Source organism: Mycobacterium sp. IS-836, assembly GCF_001954275.1.
Classification (GTDB): Bacteria; Actinomycetota; Actinomycetes; order Mycobacteriales; family Mycobacteriaceae; genus Mycobacterium.
Window position 1 is genome coordinate 89,155 of sequence record NZ_MBEU01000075.1, and the last position, 16,061, is coordinate 105,215.

At 67.2% G+C, this 16,061-nt stretch carries 14 protein-coding genes; 10 read left to right on the top strand and 4 right to left on the bottom strand.

The window, feature by feature from the left end; translation table 11 throughout:
* Positions 1-45: 45 nt before the first annotated feature.
* The 9 genes from A5747_RS21425 to efeB all read left to right on the top strand — a co-directional run bounded on the left by A5747_RS21425 (position 46) and on the right by efeB (position 10,279).
* A complete protein-coding gene (locus A5747_RS21425) occupies positions 46-978 on the top strand; it encodes a sigma-70 family RNA polymerase sigma factor (protein WP_076128073.1) in 933 nt (310 codons plus the stop codon).
* On the top strand, positions 968-2,293 hold the full coding sequence (locus A5747_RS21430; RefSeq protein ID WP_076128075.1) for a sugar ABC transporter substrate-binding protein: 1,326 nt from the start codon (positions 968-970) through the stop codon (positions 2,291-2,293). The genes A5747_RS21425 and A5747_RS21430 overlap by 11 nt, the downstream gene beginning before the upstream one ends.
* 53 nt (positions 2,294-2,346) lie before the next feature.
* Positions 2,347-3,237 carry a carbohydrate ABC transporter permease gene (locus A5747_RS21435; protein ID WP_233148107.1) on the top strand — a complete coding sequence of 297 codons (891 nt, stop codon included), beginning with the start codon at positions 2,347-2,349 and terminating at the stop codon, positions 3,235-3,237.
* Entirely contained in the window at positions 3,224-4,066 is an 843-nt protein-coding gene (locus tag A5747_RS21440; protein WP_076128079.1) for a carbohydrate ABC transporter permease, read from the top strand. The genes A5747_RS21435 and A5747_RS21440 overlap by 14 nt, the downstream gene beginning before the upstream one ends.
* A gap of 3 nt (positions 4,067-4,069) precedes the next feature.
* Positions 4,070-5,143, top strand: a complete 1,074-nt coding sequence (locus A5747_RS21445; protein ID WP_076128082.1) for an ABC transporter ATP-binding protein — start codon at positions 4,070-4,072, stop codon at positions 5,141-5,143.
* 62 nt (positions 5,144-5,205) lie between these two features.
* On the top strand, positions 5,206-6,039 hold the full coding sequence (locus A5747_RS21450; RefSeq protein WP_076128084.1) for a DUF3097 domain-containing protein: 834 nt from the start codon (positions 5,206-5,208) through the stop codon (positions 6,037-6,039).
* Between the two features lie 88 nt (positions 6,040-6,127).
* Positions 6,128-7,738: an iron uptake transporter permease EfeU gene (gene efeU, locus A5747_RS21455; protein ID WP_076128087.1), complete on the top strand. Its 1,611-nt coding sequence runs from the start codon at positions 6,128-6,130 to the stop codon at positions 7,736-7,738.
* A gap of 43 nt (positions 7,739-7,781) precedes the next feature.
* Positions 7,782-8,957, top strand: coding sequence for an iron uptake system protein EfeO (gene efeO, locus A5747_RS21460; RefSeq protein ID WP_198938236.1), 1,176 nt, complete (start codon positions 7,782-7,784; stop codon positions 8,955-8,957).
* 2 nt (positions 8,958-8,959) lie between these two features.
* Positions 8,960-10,279 carry an iron uptake transporter deferrochelatase/peroxidase subunit gene (gene efeB / locus A5747_RS21465; RefSeq protein ID WP_076128089.1) on the top strand — a complete coding sequence of 440 codons (1,320 nt, stop codon included), beginning with the start codon at positions 8,960-8,962 and terminating at the stop codon, positions 10,277-10,279.
* A 7-nt stretch (positions 10,280-10,286) separates the two neighbouring features.
* Here the strand turns inward: efeB and A5747_RS21470 are convergent, their stop codons facing one another.
* Positions 10,287-11,396 (bottom strand): M42 family metallopeptidase, encoded by a 1,110-nt coding sequence (locus tag A5747_RS21470; protein WP_076128091.1) that lies wholly within the window; start codon positions 11,394-11,396, stop codon positions 10,287-10,289.
* Positions 11,397-11,526: 130 nt separating this feature from the next.
* Between A5747_RS21470 and A5747_RS21475 the strand changes: the two genes are divergently transcribed.
* Entirely contained in the window at positions 11,527-12,411 is an 885-nt protein-coding gene (locus A5747_RS21475) for a universal stress protein (RefSeq protein ID WP_076128093.1), read from the top strand.
* Here A5747_RS21475 and A5747_RS21480 read toward each other — a convergent pair.
* Genes A5747_RS21480 through A5747_RS21490 form a run of 3 tightly spaced genes read right to left on the bottom strand, consistent with a single transcriptional unit; the run spans position 12,353 to position 15,974 of the window.
* Positions 12,353-13,915 carry a bifunctional 3-(3-hydroxy-phenyl)propionate/3-hydroxycinnamic acid hydroxylase gene (locus A5747_RS21480; protein ID WP_076128095.1) on the bottom strand — a complete coding sequence of 521 codons (1,563 nt, stop codon included), beginning with the start codon at positions 13,913-13,915 and terminating at the stop codon, positions 12,353-12,355. The two genes, A5747_RS21475 and A5747_RS21480, sit on opposite strands and share 59 nt — an antisense overlap.
* Positions 13,912-14,850 (bottom strand): fumarylacetoacetate hydrolase family protein, encoded by a 939-nt coding sequence (locus A5747_RS21485; protein WP_076128096.1) that lies wholly within the window; start codon positions 14,848-14,850, stop codon positions 13,912-13,914. Before A5747_RS21485 ends, A5747_RS21480 begins: the two co-directional genes overlap by 4 nt.
* A complete protein-coding gene (locus tag A5747_RS21490) occupies positions 14,847-15,974 on the bottom strand; it encodes a VOC family protein (protein ID WP_369805161.1) in 1,128 nt (375 codons plus the stop codon). Before A5747_RS21490 ends, A5747_RS21485 begins: the two co-directional genes overlap by 4 nt.
* Positions 15,975-16,061: the final 87 nt, after the last annotated feature.

Sequence of the window (16,061 nt, forward strand, 5' to 3'; positions counted from 1 at the left end):
ATGTGGTCATCTGCTTGACGACTCCCATGCGGAAAAGGTGACCTTTTGAGCGCTCCGGAAAGGATCGAGGATCTCGCGCAACGGTTCGACGCGGATCGCCGGCATCTGAGGTCGGTCGCGTTTCAGCTGCTCGGCTCGGCCGCCGACGCCGACGACGCGGTGCAGTCGGCCTGGCTCAAAGCGAGTCGCTCGGATTTCGGCGCCGTCCAGAACCTCACCGGCTGGTTCACGACGATCACCGCGCATGAGGCGCTCGACCAGCTTCGGGCGCGCAAGCGGCGCGGCGAACAACCGCTGGCCGACACCGAGGACCTGGACCGGCTGGCGGGGACCGGTTCGGCGCCAGCCGACACGGACGCGCTGCTTGCCGACTCGGTGAGTCGCGCGCTGCTGATCGTGCTCGACCGACTCTCACCGGCCCAGCGCGTTGCCTTTGTGCTGCACGACGTGTTCGCCATGCCGTTCGAGACGATCGCGGATGTCCTGGAGCGGTCGCCGGCCGCCGCAAAGAAGCTGGCAAGTCGGGCCCGCGCCCGACTGCTGGGCTACGCGCCCGCCGAACCTCGGCGCGTGGAGAAGCACGTCGAGATCGTGGAGGCATTCCTGGCCGCCTCCCGCGGCGGCGATATCGCGAGATTGCTCGAGTTGCTCGCGCCCGGCGTGCTCCGCCGGGTCGATCCGACGCTGGTTCCCGGCGACGTGCCGACCGAGGTGCGCGGCGCACGGGAGGTGGCCGAGGAGACCCGTCGGTTCGCCCTGCGGGCGCGGGCGGGAGTCGTCCTGCTCATCGACGGCGCCCCGGGCGTCGTGATCGCGCCGCGCGGGCGTCCCCAGGTCATGCTGCGGATCGGGATCGGAACCGACGACCGCATTCACACGATCGACATCACCGGCGACGCCGAGGGCCTGCGCCGGGCCGTTCTCGCACTGCCGCGCTGGCCGGTCGCGGGGCAAGATCGGGAGCATCATGCTCGATAAGCCGATCGCACGGCGGAGTCTGCTGCGCGGCGCCGGCGCGCTCACCGCGGCGGCGCTGGCACCGTGGCCCGCCGGCTGCGCCGCCGACGACAACGACGCGTTGACCTTCTTCTTCTCGGCCAATCCGGACGAGCGCGACGCCCGGATGCGCATCGTCGACGAATTCCAGCGCCGCCATCCCGACATCAAGGTTCGCGCGGTGTTGTCGGCGCCGGGCGTCATGCAGCAGCTGTCGACGTTTTGCGCCGGCGGCAAGTGCCCCGACGTACTGATGGCGTGGGAACTGACTTACGCGGAGCTCGCTAACCGGGGGGTGTTGCTGGATCTCGGCACCCTGCTGGCGCGGGACCCGGCTTTCGCGGCGCAACTGAAGTCCGACAGCATCGAGGCCCTGTACGAGACGTTCACGTTCAACGGCGGACAATATGCATTCCCCGAGCAATGGTCGGGAAACTACCTGTTCTACAACAGACGGCTCTTCGCCGAGGCGGGTGTGCCCGCGCCGCCGCGAACCTGGGAGCAGCCGTGGAATTTCGCCGAATTCCTTGCCGCCGCACGCGCTCTGACCAAGCGCAACGGTTCGGGCCGCACCAGCCAGTGGGGCTTCGTCAACACGTGGGTTTCGTTCTACTCTGCCGGGTTGTTCGCGATCAACAACGGCGTGCCGTGGGCCACCCCGCGCATGAATCCGACCCACTTCAATTTCGACGATGAGGCGTTCATCGAGGCGATCCAGTTCTACGCCGACCTGGCAAACCGGCACCGGGTGGCGCCCAACGCGTCTGAGGTGCAGTCGATGTCGACGCCCGATCTGTTCGCGGCGGGCAAGGCGGCGATCGCCCTCGGCGGCCATTGGAGGTACCAGACGTTCATGCGAGCCGACGGCCTGGATTTCGACGTCGCGCCGCTACCGGTCGGACCGCGCCGCCAGGGTCGGCCCGCCGCCTCCGACATCGGCACCACCGGGCTGGCCATCTCGGCGAGCAGTCAACGAAAGGAGCAGGCCTGGGAGTTCGTCAAGTTCGCGACCGGTCCCGTTGGGCAGGCGTTGATCGCGGAGTCCTCCCTTTTCGTTCCGGTGCTGCGCTCCGCACTCGACTCGAGGGGATTCGCCGACGCCCACCAGCGGGTCGGCAACCTCGCCGTGCTCACCGAGGGGCCCGCGCATTCGGAGGCGCTGCCGGTTACCCCGGCCTGGGAAAAGGTCGCCGCGCTGATGGACCGCAACTTCGGGCCCGTCCTGCGCGGGTCCCGTCCGGCAACATCGCTGGCGGGGATGTCGGGCGCCCTCGATGAGGTGCTGCGCACCCCATGACATCGGTCGACTCCGCGCCGGTTGACGCGAAACGCCCCAACGGACCCCGCCCGATGCGGCGCCGCGCGTGGGCCGGTCGCATGTTCGTCGCACCCAACCTGGCCGCGGTCGCGGTGTTCATGCTTTTCCCGCTCGGGTTCTCGCTCTACATGAGCTTCCAGAGCTGGGACGTCTTCCGGCCACCAAAGTTCGTGGGAACGAAGAACTTCGAAGATCTCTTCACCTCGGATCCACTGTTTTTGATCGCGATCCGCAACACCGTGATCTTTACCCTGGGGACCGTCGTGCCCACCCTGCTTATCAGCCTCGTCGTCGCCGGCGTGCTGAACCGAAAGGTCAAGGGCATCGGCATCTTTCGGACGATCGTCTTCATGCCGCTGGCCATCTCGTCGGTGGTGATGGCCGTCGTGTGGCAGTTTGTCTTCAACACCGACAACGGACTGCTCAACATCATGCTCGGCTGGATCGGGATCGGCCCCATCCCGTGGCTTGTCGACCCCCGGTGGGCGATGTTCTCGCTGTGTATGGTCAGCGTCTGGCGCAGCGTGCCCTTCGCGACGGTCATCTTGCTGGCCGCGATGCAGGGGGTTCCGGAAACCGTCTACGAGGCGGCCAAGATCGACGGGGCGGGGGAGATCCGGCAGTTCGTGTCCATCACCGTGCCGCTGATCCGCGGGGCGATGTCGTTCGTGTTGGTCATCTCGATCATCCACGCGTTCCAGGCCTTTGACCTGGGCTACGTCCTCAACGGCGCGAACGGCGGTCCGGAGACCGCCACCTATGTGCTGGGCATCATGCTGTTTCAGCATGCATTCTCGTTCCTCGAATTCGGCTATGCGTCGGCACTGGCGTGGGTGATGTTCGCGATCCTGTTGGTGTTGACCGTGTTTCAGTTGCGGCTCACCCAGCAGCGCTCTCGGGAGGCTTCCAGTGGTCTCGGCTGATCGGGTGTTCAAGCGCAATGTCCTTCGCGCGCTGCTGGTCTACACCGCCCTGATCGGCATCGCATGGTGTTGGCTGTTTCCGATCGCCTGGGCGGTGTCGGGTTCGCTGAAGCGGGAGGGCGAGGTCACCGAGCCAACGCTGTTGCCCGCCCACCCGCGGTGGTCCAACTACACCGAGGTGTTCTCGCTGATGCCGTTCGGGCGGATGTTCTTCAACACCGTGTTGTACGCCGGGTGCGTCACGGCCGGGCAGGTGTTCTTCTGCTCGTTGGCCGGCTACGCGTTCGCGCGATTGCGGTTCCGCGGCCGCGACACGTTGTTCGTCTTGTACCTGGGCACGCTGATGGTGCCGTTGACCGTGACGGTGATCCCGCAATTCATTCTGATGCGAACCTTCGGGTGGGTGGACACGCCGTGGGCGATGATCGTGCCGGGCCTGTTCGGCAGCGCGTTCGGCACCTATTTGATGCGGCAGTTCTTCCGAACGCTGCCAACCGATCTCGAGGAGGCCGCGATCCTGGACGGTTGCTCGCCGTGGCAGATCTACTGGCGGATTCTGCTGCCGCATGCGCGTCCGGCGGTGATGGTGCTCGCGGTGCTCACCTGGGTCAACGTGTGGAATGACTTCTTGTGGCCGCTGCTGATGCTGCAGCGCAACAGCCTGGCGACCCTGACGCTCGGCCTCGTCCGGCTGCGCGGCGAATACGTAGCCCGCTGGCCGATAATCATGGCAACCTCGATGCTGATCATGGTGCCGCTTGTCCTCATCTATGCGATCGCGCAGCGCTCCTTTGTGCGCGGTATCGCGGTCACCGGGCTCGGTGGGTAGCGCATGGCTTCGGTGACTTTCGAGGGGGCGACGCGACGTTTCCCGGGCGCGGACCGGCCGGCCCTGGATGGCCTCGAGCTGGCCGTCGGCGACGGCGAGTTCGTGGTGCTAGTCGGACCATCCGGATGCGGCAAGACGACCTCGCTGCGGATGGTGGCCGGCCTGGAGACCCTGGACTCCGGACGGATTCGGATCGGCGAGCGCGATGTCACCCACGTCGATCCCAAGGATCGCGATGTCGCGATGGTTTTCCAGAATTACGCCCTCTATCCGCACATGACGGTCGCGCAGAACATGGGCTTTGCGCTGAAGATCTCCAAAACCCCCAAGGCCGAGATCCGCGAGCGGGTGTTGGCGGCGGCGAAACTGCTTGACCTGCAACCCTATCTGGATCGCAAACCCAAGGACCTTTCCGGTGGGCAGCGCCAGCGGGTGGCAATGGGGCGCGCGATCGTGCGTCGCCCCCAGGTGTTCCTGATGGACGAGCCCCTGTCCAATCTCGACGCGAAGCTGCGGGTGCAGACCCGCAACCAGATCGCGGCGTTGCAGCGCCGGCTCGAAACCACCACCGTCTACGTCACCCACGACCAGGTCGAGGCCATGACGATGGGCGATCGCGTCGCGGTGCTGTGCGACGGCGTGCTGCAGCAGTTCGCCACGCCCCGCGAGCTTTACCGCAATCCCGGCAACGTCTTTGTCGCGGGTTTCATCGGGTCACCGGCGATGAACCTGTTCACGCTTCCGATCGTGGACTCCTCGGTGTCGCTGGGGGATTGGCCGATTCGGCTACCCCGCGAGATCGGCGACGCAGCGGACGAGGTCGTCGTCGGGGTCCGTCCCGAACACTTCGAGCTGGGCAACCTCGGCGTCGAGATGGAGGTCGACGTCGTCGAAGAGCTCGGGGCCGACGCCTACCTGTATGGCCGAATCACGGGTTCCGGCAAGGTGATCGACCGGCCCATCGTTGCCCGGGCCGACGGACGGCACCCGCCCGAGAAGGGCAGCCGCGTGCGCCTGCATCCGGAACCGGGGCACCTGCACTTCTTCGGCGTCGACGGCCAACGAATTTCAGTGTGAATCGTCTGATCTTGTGGCGCGCCGTAACGACGTTTGGCCGCAAGGCTTCCTAGTATTGCCGCGTGGATCGCTACGGACCCGATGTTCTCGCCGCCGGCCGGCGTAAGCCCCGTTCGACTGAGCATCAAGCCGAGCTCGGCCTGGTCGTCGAGGATGCGGAGACTGGCTATGTCGGGGCGGTTGTCCGCGTCGAACACGGCCGCTTGGAACTGGAGGACCGACACGGCCACGTCCGCGGTTTCCCGCTGGGCCCCGGGTATCTGCTCGAAGGCCGCCCGGTGATCCTCACGGCGCCACGGCGCCCGGCACGCGCCGCCGCGGGCAGGACGGCGTCGGGGTCCGTCGCGGTGCCCGGCGTGCGCGCCCGGGTAGCCCGCGCCAGCCGCATCTATGTGGAGGGCCGCCACGACGCCGAACTCATCGCACAGGTCTGGGGCGAGGACTTGCGCATCGAAGGTGTCGTCGTGGAGCACCTCGGCGGGGTGGACGACCTGGTCGGCATCGTGGCCGAGTTCGATCCCGGCCCGGGCCGGCGGCTGGGCGTGCTCGTCGACCACCTCGTGGCGGGCTCGAAGGAGGCCCGCATTGCCGACGCGGTGCGGCGCGGGCCGGGCGGCCCGCACACGCTGGTCGTCGGGCACCCCTACGTCGACATATGGCAGGCGGTAAAGCCGCAGCGGCTCGCCCTGCAGGCGTGGCCGACGGTGCCGCGGCACGTCGAGTGGAAACACGGCGCCTGTGCGGCGCTCGGCTTGCCCCATGCCAGCCAGGCGGACATCGCCAACGCCTGGCGACGCATCCGTTCGCGGGTGCGGGACTGGAACGACCTGGAGCCGGCGTTGATCAGCCGCGTCGAAGAACTCATCGACTTCGTGACGCAGCCTGTCGGCCCGTAAAAGCCAGGTAAACCCCCCGCTTAACGACCGGCCGTTAGTTAGGCTACGCTAACTTGGAGCTCCCGATGGCGGGACAGGAACCGGGTGAATGCAGGGGATATACGGGGTTTTCATAGGCACGTTCCTCATCGGCCTGCGCGAAGGTCTGGAGGCGACGCTCATTGTGAGCATCGTTGGCGCCTTCCTCAAGCGCAACGGTCAGTCGACGCGCCCGATGTTCATCGGTGTCGGCCTGGCCGTGGCGATCAGCGTCGCGGTTGGCGTCGGGTTGGATCTGGTTTCGGCGACCCTGCCGCAGGCGCAACAAGAAATGATGGAGACGGTCATCAACGCCATCGCGGTGGTGTTCGTGACCTCGATGATCATCTGGATGAACCGCAATGCCCCGCGGCTCAAGGGCGAACTCGAGCGGGAGGCCCGTCAGGCGCTCAACCGGGGCGGCGCACTGGCGCTGGTGGTCATGGCCTTTCTCGCCGTGCTCAAGGAGGGCTTCGAGACGTCGGTGTTCCTGCTGGCGGCCGCCGAGACGTCGCACGGCAACCGGTGGTTCTCCGTGCTGGGCGGCGCAGCCGGGATCGCGGTATCGATCGCGCTCGGCGGCGGCCTGTACTTCGGTGGTTTGAAACTCAATCTCGGCCGGTTCTTCCGTGTCACCGGGGTGTTTTTGGTGCTGATCGCGGCCGGATTGGTGATGGGGGGCCTGCGCACCGCGCACGAGGCCGGCTGGGTGACCATCGGCCAGCAACAGGTGTTCGACTTCTCGGCCTGGATGCCCAGCCAATCCATGCTGGGTGCGCTGATCACCGGGGTGTTCGGGCTGCCGCCCGATCCCCGGCTGATCGAGGTGCTCGGCTGGCTGCTCTATGCGGTCCCGGTGCTCGTCGTGTTCCTGTGGCCGGCCCGGCTCGCCGCCGCGCCCCGAATCCGGCGTCGCCTGCTGGCCGCCGCCGCCGCGGCCCTGCTCATCGCCGCGGCGCTGCTGGCGATCGCGGTGCCCGCGGGGGGCTCCGCCGCCGGATCGCGGACCCGCGCCGTCACCGACCGTCTCGGTCACACCGCGAGCGTGTCGCTGCTGTCCAAACCCGACGGCCGTTCGCTGGCAATCACGGGCCAGGAACATCCCCGCAGGGTCGAACTCGCCGGGGCAGGCGTCCAAACCGTGGGCGGGGTCACGGTGCAGGCGTGGCAGGCGACGGTTCCCGCCGACCCCGGCCCCAGCCCCCCGACGGTCACACTGGAGGAGTTGTCGAGCCTGACCGGCGGGCGGCTGCCCGTGGGCGTGACACTGGCCCGCACCCCAGGCCCCTTCCGTGCGCAGTGGGCCGCCAGCACCGTGTATACGGTTCTGGCCCAAGGTGATTCGGTCGTTAGCGCCCAAGCGGCCAGCAATCGCACCGCCGTGCTCACCGGCGGCGGGCTCGCCGGCCCGAAGACCGTCAGCGTCGGCGCGCTGCCCACCGATTGGTCCACCGCCGGCGCCGAAGACCAGGCGACGGCGGCGCGCATCTCGGCCAACGCCCGTGAGCGCGACGAGCGGCAACTCTGGAAAGTCTGGCTCCCGTTGGTGCTGTGTGCATTCGCGGTGGCATGCGGTGCGGCTGCGGTAGCTTCGGGACGCGGCGACCGCGCCGGAACCGAGCAGGAGAGGAGATCCATCGATGGTGAATCACACCGTCCGGGCACGGTTCCGGTCCCGTGAATTCTGGCTGACCGCACCGGCTTTGCTCGCGATCGCGGCCTCGCTGTTCTTCGCGACCGCGTGCGGCCACTCGAGCGGCAGCTCGAGCCCGGCGAAACCGGGACAGCCGGGCGGCAAGAACGCGGTGAAGGTGACGATGGCCAACAACGGCGGCAAGGACGGGTGCGCGCTGGACACCACCAGCGTGCCCGCCGGGCCGGTCACCTTCACGGTGGTCAACACCGGTGCGCCGGGGATCACCGAAATGGAGTTGCTCAGGGACCAGCGCATCGTGGGCGAAAAGGAAAACCTCGCGCCCGGCCTGGATCCGGTGTCGTTCACCATCACCCTGGACGGCGGCTCCTATCAGCTGTATTGCCCCGGCGCCAGCGCCGAATATCAAACCCTGACGGTGACGGGCCAAGCGTCGGCCACACCGACGGGCACAGTGGCGAGCATCCTCAGCCAGGGCACCAAGGACTACGCCGCCTACATCGTCAGCCAGATCGCTCAGCTCGGCGACGGCGTGAAGGCGCTCGACGCCGCCGTGCAATCGGGCAACGTCGAGGCCGCGAAAGCGGCCTACGCCAAGGCGCGCCTGTTCTGGGAGCGATCGGAATCCAGCGTGGAGGGTTTCGTCCTGCCGGGCTTCGCCGTCGGCGACAACGCCGGCAACCTCGACTATCTGATCGACATGCGTGAGTCCACCCCCGTCGACGCCAAAGTCGGATGGAAGGGCTTCCACGCCATCGAACGCGACCTGTGGCAGGGCGGCGCGATCACCCCGGGCACAAAGGCGTTCAGCACCGAATTGGTCGGCAACGTAAGCAAATTGAACACGACGGTCGCCACGCTCCAATACAAGCCCGAGGATTTGGCCAACGGCGCCAGCGATCTCATCGAAGAGGTGCAGAACACCAAGATCACCGGCGAGGAGGAGGCCTTCAGCCACATCGACCTGGTCGATTTCTCGGGCAACGTCGAAGGCGCTCAACAGGCCTACGCGTCGCTGCGGCCGGGTCTGGAGAAGATCGACGCCAATCTGGTCAACCAGATCGATCAGCAGTTCCAGGCGGTGCGCAACGTCTTGGACGGCTATCGCGACCCGTCCGCGTTGGGCGGCTATAGGACGTACACACCGGCGCTGCGGGCTAGCGACGCAACCAAACTCACCGCGGTGACCCAGCCGCTGCACCAGAGCTTGTCCACCGTCGCCCAAAAAGTCGTCTCGGCGGGCTGACCATGGCGGACGACGAGCAAGCCGAATCCGCCTCCGCGGCGGGCAATGACGTGGAGTCGCCGGTGGACAACAGCGGCGTATCGCGCCGGCGGATGCTGGGCGGCGCCATGTTGGCCGGGCTCACCGGCACCGCGGTCGGCGCCGTCGGCGGCGGGTTCGCCGGCTACGCGACCGCGGCCACGCAGCGCGACGACGACAACGACACCGTCGACCTGCGCCGCAGCTACCCCTTCTACGGCCAGGCTCACCAAGGCGGAATCGCCACGCTCCCACAGCGTTACGCGGTGTTCATGTCCTTCTCATTGGCCGACAGCGCCAGCCGTCGAGATCTGCAAAGCCTGCTGGCGCGCTGGTCGGCCGCCGCGGCGGTCCTGCAGCAGGGCAATCCCGTCGGCACCGTGCAGCCCCAGGTCGAGGTGCAGCCGCCCACCGACACCGGGGAGGCGTTCGGGCTCAGCCCGGCCAGCCTCACCGTCACCGTCGGCTTGGGGCCGTCCCTGTTCGGGGAACGCTTCGGGCTGGCCACGCGGCGTCCCGCCGTGTTCACCGACCTGCCCCCGCTCAACGGCGACAACCTGGATCCCCGCCTGCATGGGGGCGACCTGTCAGTGCAAGCCTGCGCCGACGACCCGCAGGTCTGCTACCACGCCGTGCGCAACCTCGCCCGCCTCGGGCGCAGCATCGTGTCGCCGTTCTGGGCGGTGCTGGGGTTCGGACGAGCCTCGGCCGGCCCCGGCCAGCACACGCCGCGAAACCTGTTGGGATTCAAGGACGGTACTCGCAACATCACCACCCAGGCGGAGTACGACCGGTTCGTCTGGGTGGACAACAGCGACCAGGCCTGGATGAACGGGGGAACGTATCAGGTCGTCCGCAAAATCCGGATGCTGATGGAGACCTGGGACGTCGACCGCGTCGGTAATCAGCAGAAGATCTTCGGCCGTACCAAGGAGGAGGGCGCGCCGCTCAGCGGCAAGACCGAGTTCGACACGCCGAATTTCAGCGCCAAGGGCGCCGACGGCGATCCGCTCATCGACCCGCGGTCGCACATCGGTCTGGCCGCCCGGGAAAACAACGACGGCATCATGATCCGCCGGCGGTCCTACAACTACACCGACGGCCTCGACGCCAACGGCCAACTCAACGCCGGTTTGTTGTTCGTCTCCTATCAGAACGATCCACAGCATTTCATCCGGCTACAGAACCGTCTCGGGGCCAACGACCTTCTCAACGAGTACATCCGCCACATCGGCTCGGCGATCTTCGCGGTGCCACCGGCGCCCGCCGAAGGGCACTACATCGCCCAAAGCCTGTTCAGCTGAACAACATTCACGGCTGCAGCAGGAAGTCGACGACGATCGCAGCCATGTCGCCGATGGCATCGCGCCGCACGACTTCGAAACCGTGAGTGCTCAGCGTGGGCAGGCACAGCAGCCCCGCTCGCGGTGTCAGCCCGTTGGCCTTCGCGTGGGAGGCGTCCGATTCGAATGCGCCCAGCGCGGCCGCCTGGGGCTCCAGTTCCCGGTCGGCGGCGATCCTCATCAGCCGGTCGGCAACGTCCTTGTCGTAAACACACAAGGCATCGCTGTATCCGACGATCGGACCGCCGGCGACGCTCGTCCCGTACTCCTGCTCGGTAGGCCCGACCTCGAGGGCGAGTGTGAGGGTGCCGGGCAGTGACGCGCTGGCGTAGGAGCCGCCCACGCCACCGATCTCCTCGTTGGTGGTGAACACGAGATAGGCGTCGTGGGCGGGTCGTTGGCTGCGATCGCGCAGCAGGCGGGCGGCGTGCAGCAGGGCGGTGACCGCGGCGCGGTCGTCGAGGAAGTAGCAACCGACGTAGTCCCCGATCTCGACCAGCGTCCTCTTGCTTCGCTCCACGCACACGCGGGTGCCGGCGTGCACCCCCGCGGCATCCAGCTCATCGGGACTGCGCCCGGTGAAGATGTACACGTGCTGCCAGTCGAGTGCCTTGTCGCCTTGATCGGGTTTGGTCTCCCAGATCCGCGGGCTCTCCTTCGTGGTGTGCTCGGACCCGAGCGTCAGCACCGCGGTGAACGTCTCGTGGTCGCCGAGCACGGCGACCGGGCCAAGCCCGAAGTTGCCGGGATACATCGTCCCCAATTGCGTCACGTGCAGCGTGCCGTCGGACTCGATGCGCTTGACGATCATGGACAACTCGTCCATGTGCGCCATGACCCGCGTCGCGGTGCCCGGCCCCGCCGTCGTGGCGGTCCGGTGTGCCGCGCCTTCGGGGAGGCCCTCGGTGGCGGCGAGGTAGCCGACCAGGTTGCCGGCGTCATCGGTCCACATGTCGTCGACGACGGGGCGGAGTTCGCGGGCGCACACCTCGCGCACCGCGTCTTCCTGCCCGCACGGCCCGTAGGTCCACAACAGCTCCTGCAACAGGCCGTCGGTGGACTGCTCGCGGTGTTCCATCCGGTTCCCCTCGTGTCACTGGCAACGGTATCGGCCACGGAAGCCCTTTGTCCCCGTCGTTGAGGACTAAAGCCTCACGCCCGGCACCTACTTCGGTCTATAGCGTCGCTCGTGACGAGAGGAGCACGAAATGTCCGCACCCGTGAAACCGCGCGGCATCGTCGTCGCGGTCGACGGTTCACCCGCATCGAACGCCGCCGCGTGCTGGGCGGCCCGTGACGCCGCGCTAAGGAATGTTTCCCTGACGTTGGTGCATGCGGTGGTGACGCCCACCGTGAGCTGGCCGCCGGTTCCATACCCCGAGTCGTTGGCCGTGGGGCTGGAGGACGAGGGCAAAAGGGCCGTCATGCACGCGGCCAAAATCGCCGAAGATTCGATGCCCGCGGACCGCAAGGTCACGATCAACCGGGAGTTGGTGTATTCGGCCCCGGTGCCCGCGCTGATCAAGATGTCGGATGAGGCGGAGATGGTCGTCGTGGGCAATTCCGGGCGCGGATTGCTGGCCCGCGGCGTGCTCGGATCGGTCAGTTCGGCCGTGGTTCGCCACGCGAATTGTCCCGTCGCGGTTATCCGCGACGAAGATCAGTTGATGCCTGACCCCCAGCACGCCCCCGTGCTGGTGGGCATCGACGGCTCGCCGGCCTCGGAACTCGCGACGGCGATCGCGTTCGACGAGGCGTCTCGCCGGGGCGTCGACCTGATGGCCCTGCAGGCATGGAGCGACGTTGCCGTGTTGGACGTCGCCGGAATGGATTGGGCGAGCGTGGAAGCCGAGGCGGAACGCAGCCTCGCCGAAAACCTGGCCGGTTGGCAGGAACGCTATCCCGACGTGGCGGTGCACCGGCTGGTGGTGCGTGACCGGCCGGCGCGACAACTCGTTGAGAAGTCGGAATCCGCTCAGCTTGTGGTCGTGGGTAGCCACGGCCGCGGCGGATTGGCCGGCATGCTGGGCTCGGTCAGCAACGCAGTCCTGCATTCGGTTCGGAGGCCCTTGATCGTCGCCCGACCGTCGTGAGCGTCCATGCGCACAGCGCGGCAACGTCACGCCCGGCGCGCATGACCGTTCGGTCGGGACGGACGATGGCCGCGGTGGCATGCCCACGCCGCAGCCACGTCGCGAGCACGCCGCCGGGTTGAGCGATCACCACCGCGACCCCGCGTTGCCGCAGCGACGCTGCTACCTGATCGCCCGGCGGAGCGGACGCGATCATGCCAAAACCGGCACCAACGGCGTCGTCGAGCCGATGACCATCGGGCAGAACGGGATTCGGGCACAGCGTGCCGGCCAGCTCGCCCGGCCGGCGAGCCTTGCGCACCAGGGCGGATGAGTGCAATGCCGGCGTGGTGGAGTCGACGACCTTCTCGCGCAGACCCGGGACTAGCCGCAGCCGGGGTAACACCATGCGACGCACCAGGTTGCCCAGCCGCCCGCCGCCGGTCATCGATCGACCGACGGTGAGCGCCAGCCGAATCATGGCCCGGGCGTGCGGTTTACGCTCCTGTTCGTAGCTGTCCAGGACGTCCGCCGCGAGCGTGCCGTTTACGACCCCGGCGATCTTCCAAGCGAGGTTCATGGCATCTCGCAACCCCGCGCCCATGCCCTGGCCGATGAATGGGGGAGTGAGGTGTGCCGCGTCGCCCAGGATGAAGATGTTGCCGCGGCGCCACCGATCGGCAATTTGGGCGCGGAAGGTGTACTCGGTGATGCGCAGCAGGGTCAGGTCGCCGTCGTCGACGTCGGCGGTCCAGGGCGCGATCAGTGGCCGCAACGTCTTCACGGTGTCGAAGTCCTCAGCGCTTTCGCCGGATAGCAACTGGAACTCCCAGCGGTACCGCGCCGTCCCGATGCGCATGTATGTTCCCGCGCGAACCGGGTCGCAGACTTGATGCACGCCCTCCCACTGGTGCAGGTCGGCCGCGGCGGCGACGTCGGCGACGAGCCAGCGCTGTTCGAACTTCAAATCGCGCACGACCGAGCCGATCTGGGCCCGCACCATGCTGTTGGCGCCGTCGCAGCCCAGCAGATACGCGGCGTCGACGTGGTGAACCTGGCCATCGGAGCGGTCGGCGAACGTGACCCGCACGTACTTTCCGTTGTCCGTCACTTCGGTCACTTCGGTGTCGCCGCGCAATTGCGCGTTCGGAAACCGCTCGAGGTTTGCCCGCAGCAGGGCCTCCAACTCGGGCTGGTCGAACATGTTGGCCTGCGGGAAGCCGTTGCGGCTACGCGACGTGTCGCGGTTGAACTCGGCGAGCACCCTGAATCGATTGTCCAGCAATCGCAGCCCCAGCGTGGGCCGTGAAATCGCCGCGAACTCGTCAGCAATCCCCAAACGGGCTATGACTCGGTAGATTTCGTCGTCCAGGTGCACGGCGCGGGGTTGCGGGTATACGCCAGGCCAGCGGTCCAGGACGAGGCATTCCACGCCGTATTGCGCCAGCAGCGTGGCGGCGGTGACGCCGGTCGGCCCGGCGCCGACGATGACAACCGGAACGTGCCGAACGGCCTTGTCGGTCACGCGAATCGAACAGCGCTGCGCTGCGTCCCGAGGTCGATCGCCCCGTCATCGGTGGACACGGACGCCTCCACGATGTCGCCGTGCCCCAGATATTTCGGGTTGCCGGCCTGACGTTTGAAAAATGCCTTCCACTTGATCGCGGGCGGCAACAAGTTTCCGATGATCTCCACCGGCTTGGGCGGGGCGCTCAGCGCGGTGCCGACTGGCGTGCCGGTGAGGATGAGGTCGCCGGCGGCGAGCTCCTGAAATTGGGTGAGCGACTGCAGCGCCTGCAGTGGTCGATACAGCATGTCCCCGTCGACGAGGGCGTTCTGCCGCTCCTCGCCGCTGACGCTCAGGCGCAGCCGCAGCTCGCCGAACCGGTTGAGCTCGTCGGCGGTCAGTAGCACCAACTCCGGCCCGACCGGGGTGAACGTCGGATAGGACTTGGCTTCGTAGAACTGCGTCTGCGGAAGCTGAATGTCGCGGGCGGAAACGTCGTTGGTCACAACCAGTCCGGCGATGAATTCGGCGAGGTTGGCCTCGGAAATAGTTGTGCCGACCGGGATTGCGCGCCCGATCACCAGCCCGATCTCCACCTCGTAGTCGAGCAGCTTCACGTGTGCTGGTTTCACGATGTCGTCGAACGGCCCGTTGATCGACGCCGATGCCTTGCGAAAGAAGGTCAGCGGAACCGTCGCCGGGTCCATGCCCGCATCCTTGACATGCGACGCAAAGTTGGTCATCTGGGCCACAACTCGGCAGGGCCTGGTCACCGGCGAGATCAGCTTGAGGCTGTCGACGGCGACTGTGTCCGCGCTGGCGGCGGCCGCATCGATCGCGGCGCGGTCGGCCAGCAGCTGCGCGGTCGTGGTCGCGGCGGTGTCGATTTTCACCGCGCCGTTCGGCGTTTTGCGCCACCACGCGTCGGCGGTGTGCAGGACGGCGACGGTCATGAGGTGGGTACTTTCAGGAGGCCAAAGAGGCGATTGACGTCGAACTCGTTGCTGTCGCGAAGCGCGGAGAACATCGAAACCAGTTCGTGGCGAGCCGATTTGATCCCGGTCCCGAGGAAATCTCGGCTCACTGGCGGGCCCCACTGGGCCAATCCGGACGCGGTGAAGGGCGCCCACCCCGGTTCGAGGGTGTTGTCGAACATGTCGCCGTCGGCGAAGTGCTCGACCAGGAAGCCGTCGGGATCGCGCCAGTAGTCGAAGATCTGGCTCCCCTGGATGTGCCTGCCGATGCCCCAGGACCGGAAATAGCCGCGCTCCCTGAGGTATTCGCCGCCGGCCGCCAGGGCGTCGAGGTCGCTGACTTGGTAGGCCGAGTGCACGTAGCGGTTGGCCGGACCCAGCGCAAGCGCCAGCGTGTGGTGATCGGCCGGTATGGAACCCCGGTCGCAGCGGATGAAGCTCATGGCCGGCCCGCGTCCGCGTTGGCCGGGGAAGAACAGGAAGTCGCTAACGATCATGCCGAGGTTGTCCAGATACCAGTTCAACGTCTGGAGGTACTTGGTCGACTGCACCACCAGATGACCCAGGCGCTGCACCCGAGCGGGAACCCGCGGGGGGCGTTGACCGGCGTTGGTGCGCTGCACGTCGTGCCCGAAGTTGAACACGTGCGGCGGCTGGCCGACGAGCTCCGGTAGTTCGTGCATGCCTGCGACGACCCGCACGGGCATGCCGCTGGGATCGATGAGGTCGACGGACACCCCGCCGATGCTTTCCGGCAGCGGCCGCGCGGGGGCGCCGGATTTGTCGGCCAGCCGCAGCACGTCGGCCTCGTCGAGGGCCCGAAACGCCGCGCCGGTGAATCGCGTCCGCTGCCCACGGCGCACGACCACACACGGTGCGCCCGCATCGGTGCCGCGCAGCTGAACCTCGTCAGGACCGGCGTGTACGGAGTGAAAGCCGAAGGCCCGCGCGAACGCCTCGGCGCGCGTCAGGTCGGGCTTCTCGAATTCCAGCCACGCAATGTCGGCGATTTTGATCACCGGGTTGCGCGAGCGGCCGGGGTGTTCGCCGGGTAGTGCGCCCTGCTCACTGTGCAGGTCCCGGTGGGCGCCTTGCGTCTGCATCATTGACCATCCTTTAACTGACGAAATCGTCACATACGAGTCAATGTTCAGTCAAGACTTCTGACGAAATCCTCAAAAGTGATGCAT

Coding starts and splice junctions, on each gene's coding strand:
- A5747_RS21430 (WP_076128075.1), top strand. CDS start 968: ATGCTCGATAAGCCGATCGCACGGCGGAGTCTGCTGCGCGGCGCCGGC.
- A5747_RS21435 (WP_233148107.1), top strand. CDS start 2,347: ATGCGGCGCCGCGCGTGGGCCGGTCGCATGTTCGTCGCACCCAACCTG.
- A5747_RS21445 (WP_076128082.1), top strand. CDS start 4,070: ATGGCTTCGGTGACTTTCGAGGGGGCGACGCGACGTTTCCCGGGCGCG.
- efeU (WP_076128087.1), top strand. CDS start 6,128: ATGCAGGGGATATACGGGGTTTTCATAGGCACGTTCCTCATCGGCCTG.
- efeB (WP_076128089.1), top strand. CDS start 8,960: ATGGCGGACGACGAGCAAGCCGAATCCGCCTCCGCGGCGGGCAATGAC.
- A5747_RS21470 (WP_076128091.1), bottom strand. CDS start 11,396: ATGGAACACCGCGAGCAGTCCACCGACGGCCTGTTGCAGGAGCTGTTG.
- A5747_RS21475 (WP_076128093.1), top strand. CDS start 11,527: ATGTCCGCACCCGTGAAACCGCGCGGCATCGTCGTCGCGGTCGACGGT.
- A5747_RS21485 (WP_076128096.1), bottom strand. CDS start 14,850: ATGACCGTCGCCGTCCTGCACACCGCCGACGCGTGGTGGCGCAAAACG.
- A5747_RS21490 (WP_369805161.1), bottom strand. CDS start 15,974: ATGCAGACGCAAGGCGCCCACCGGGACCTGCACAGTGAGCAGGGCGCA.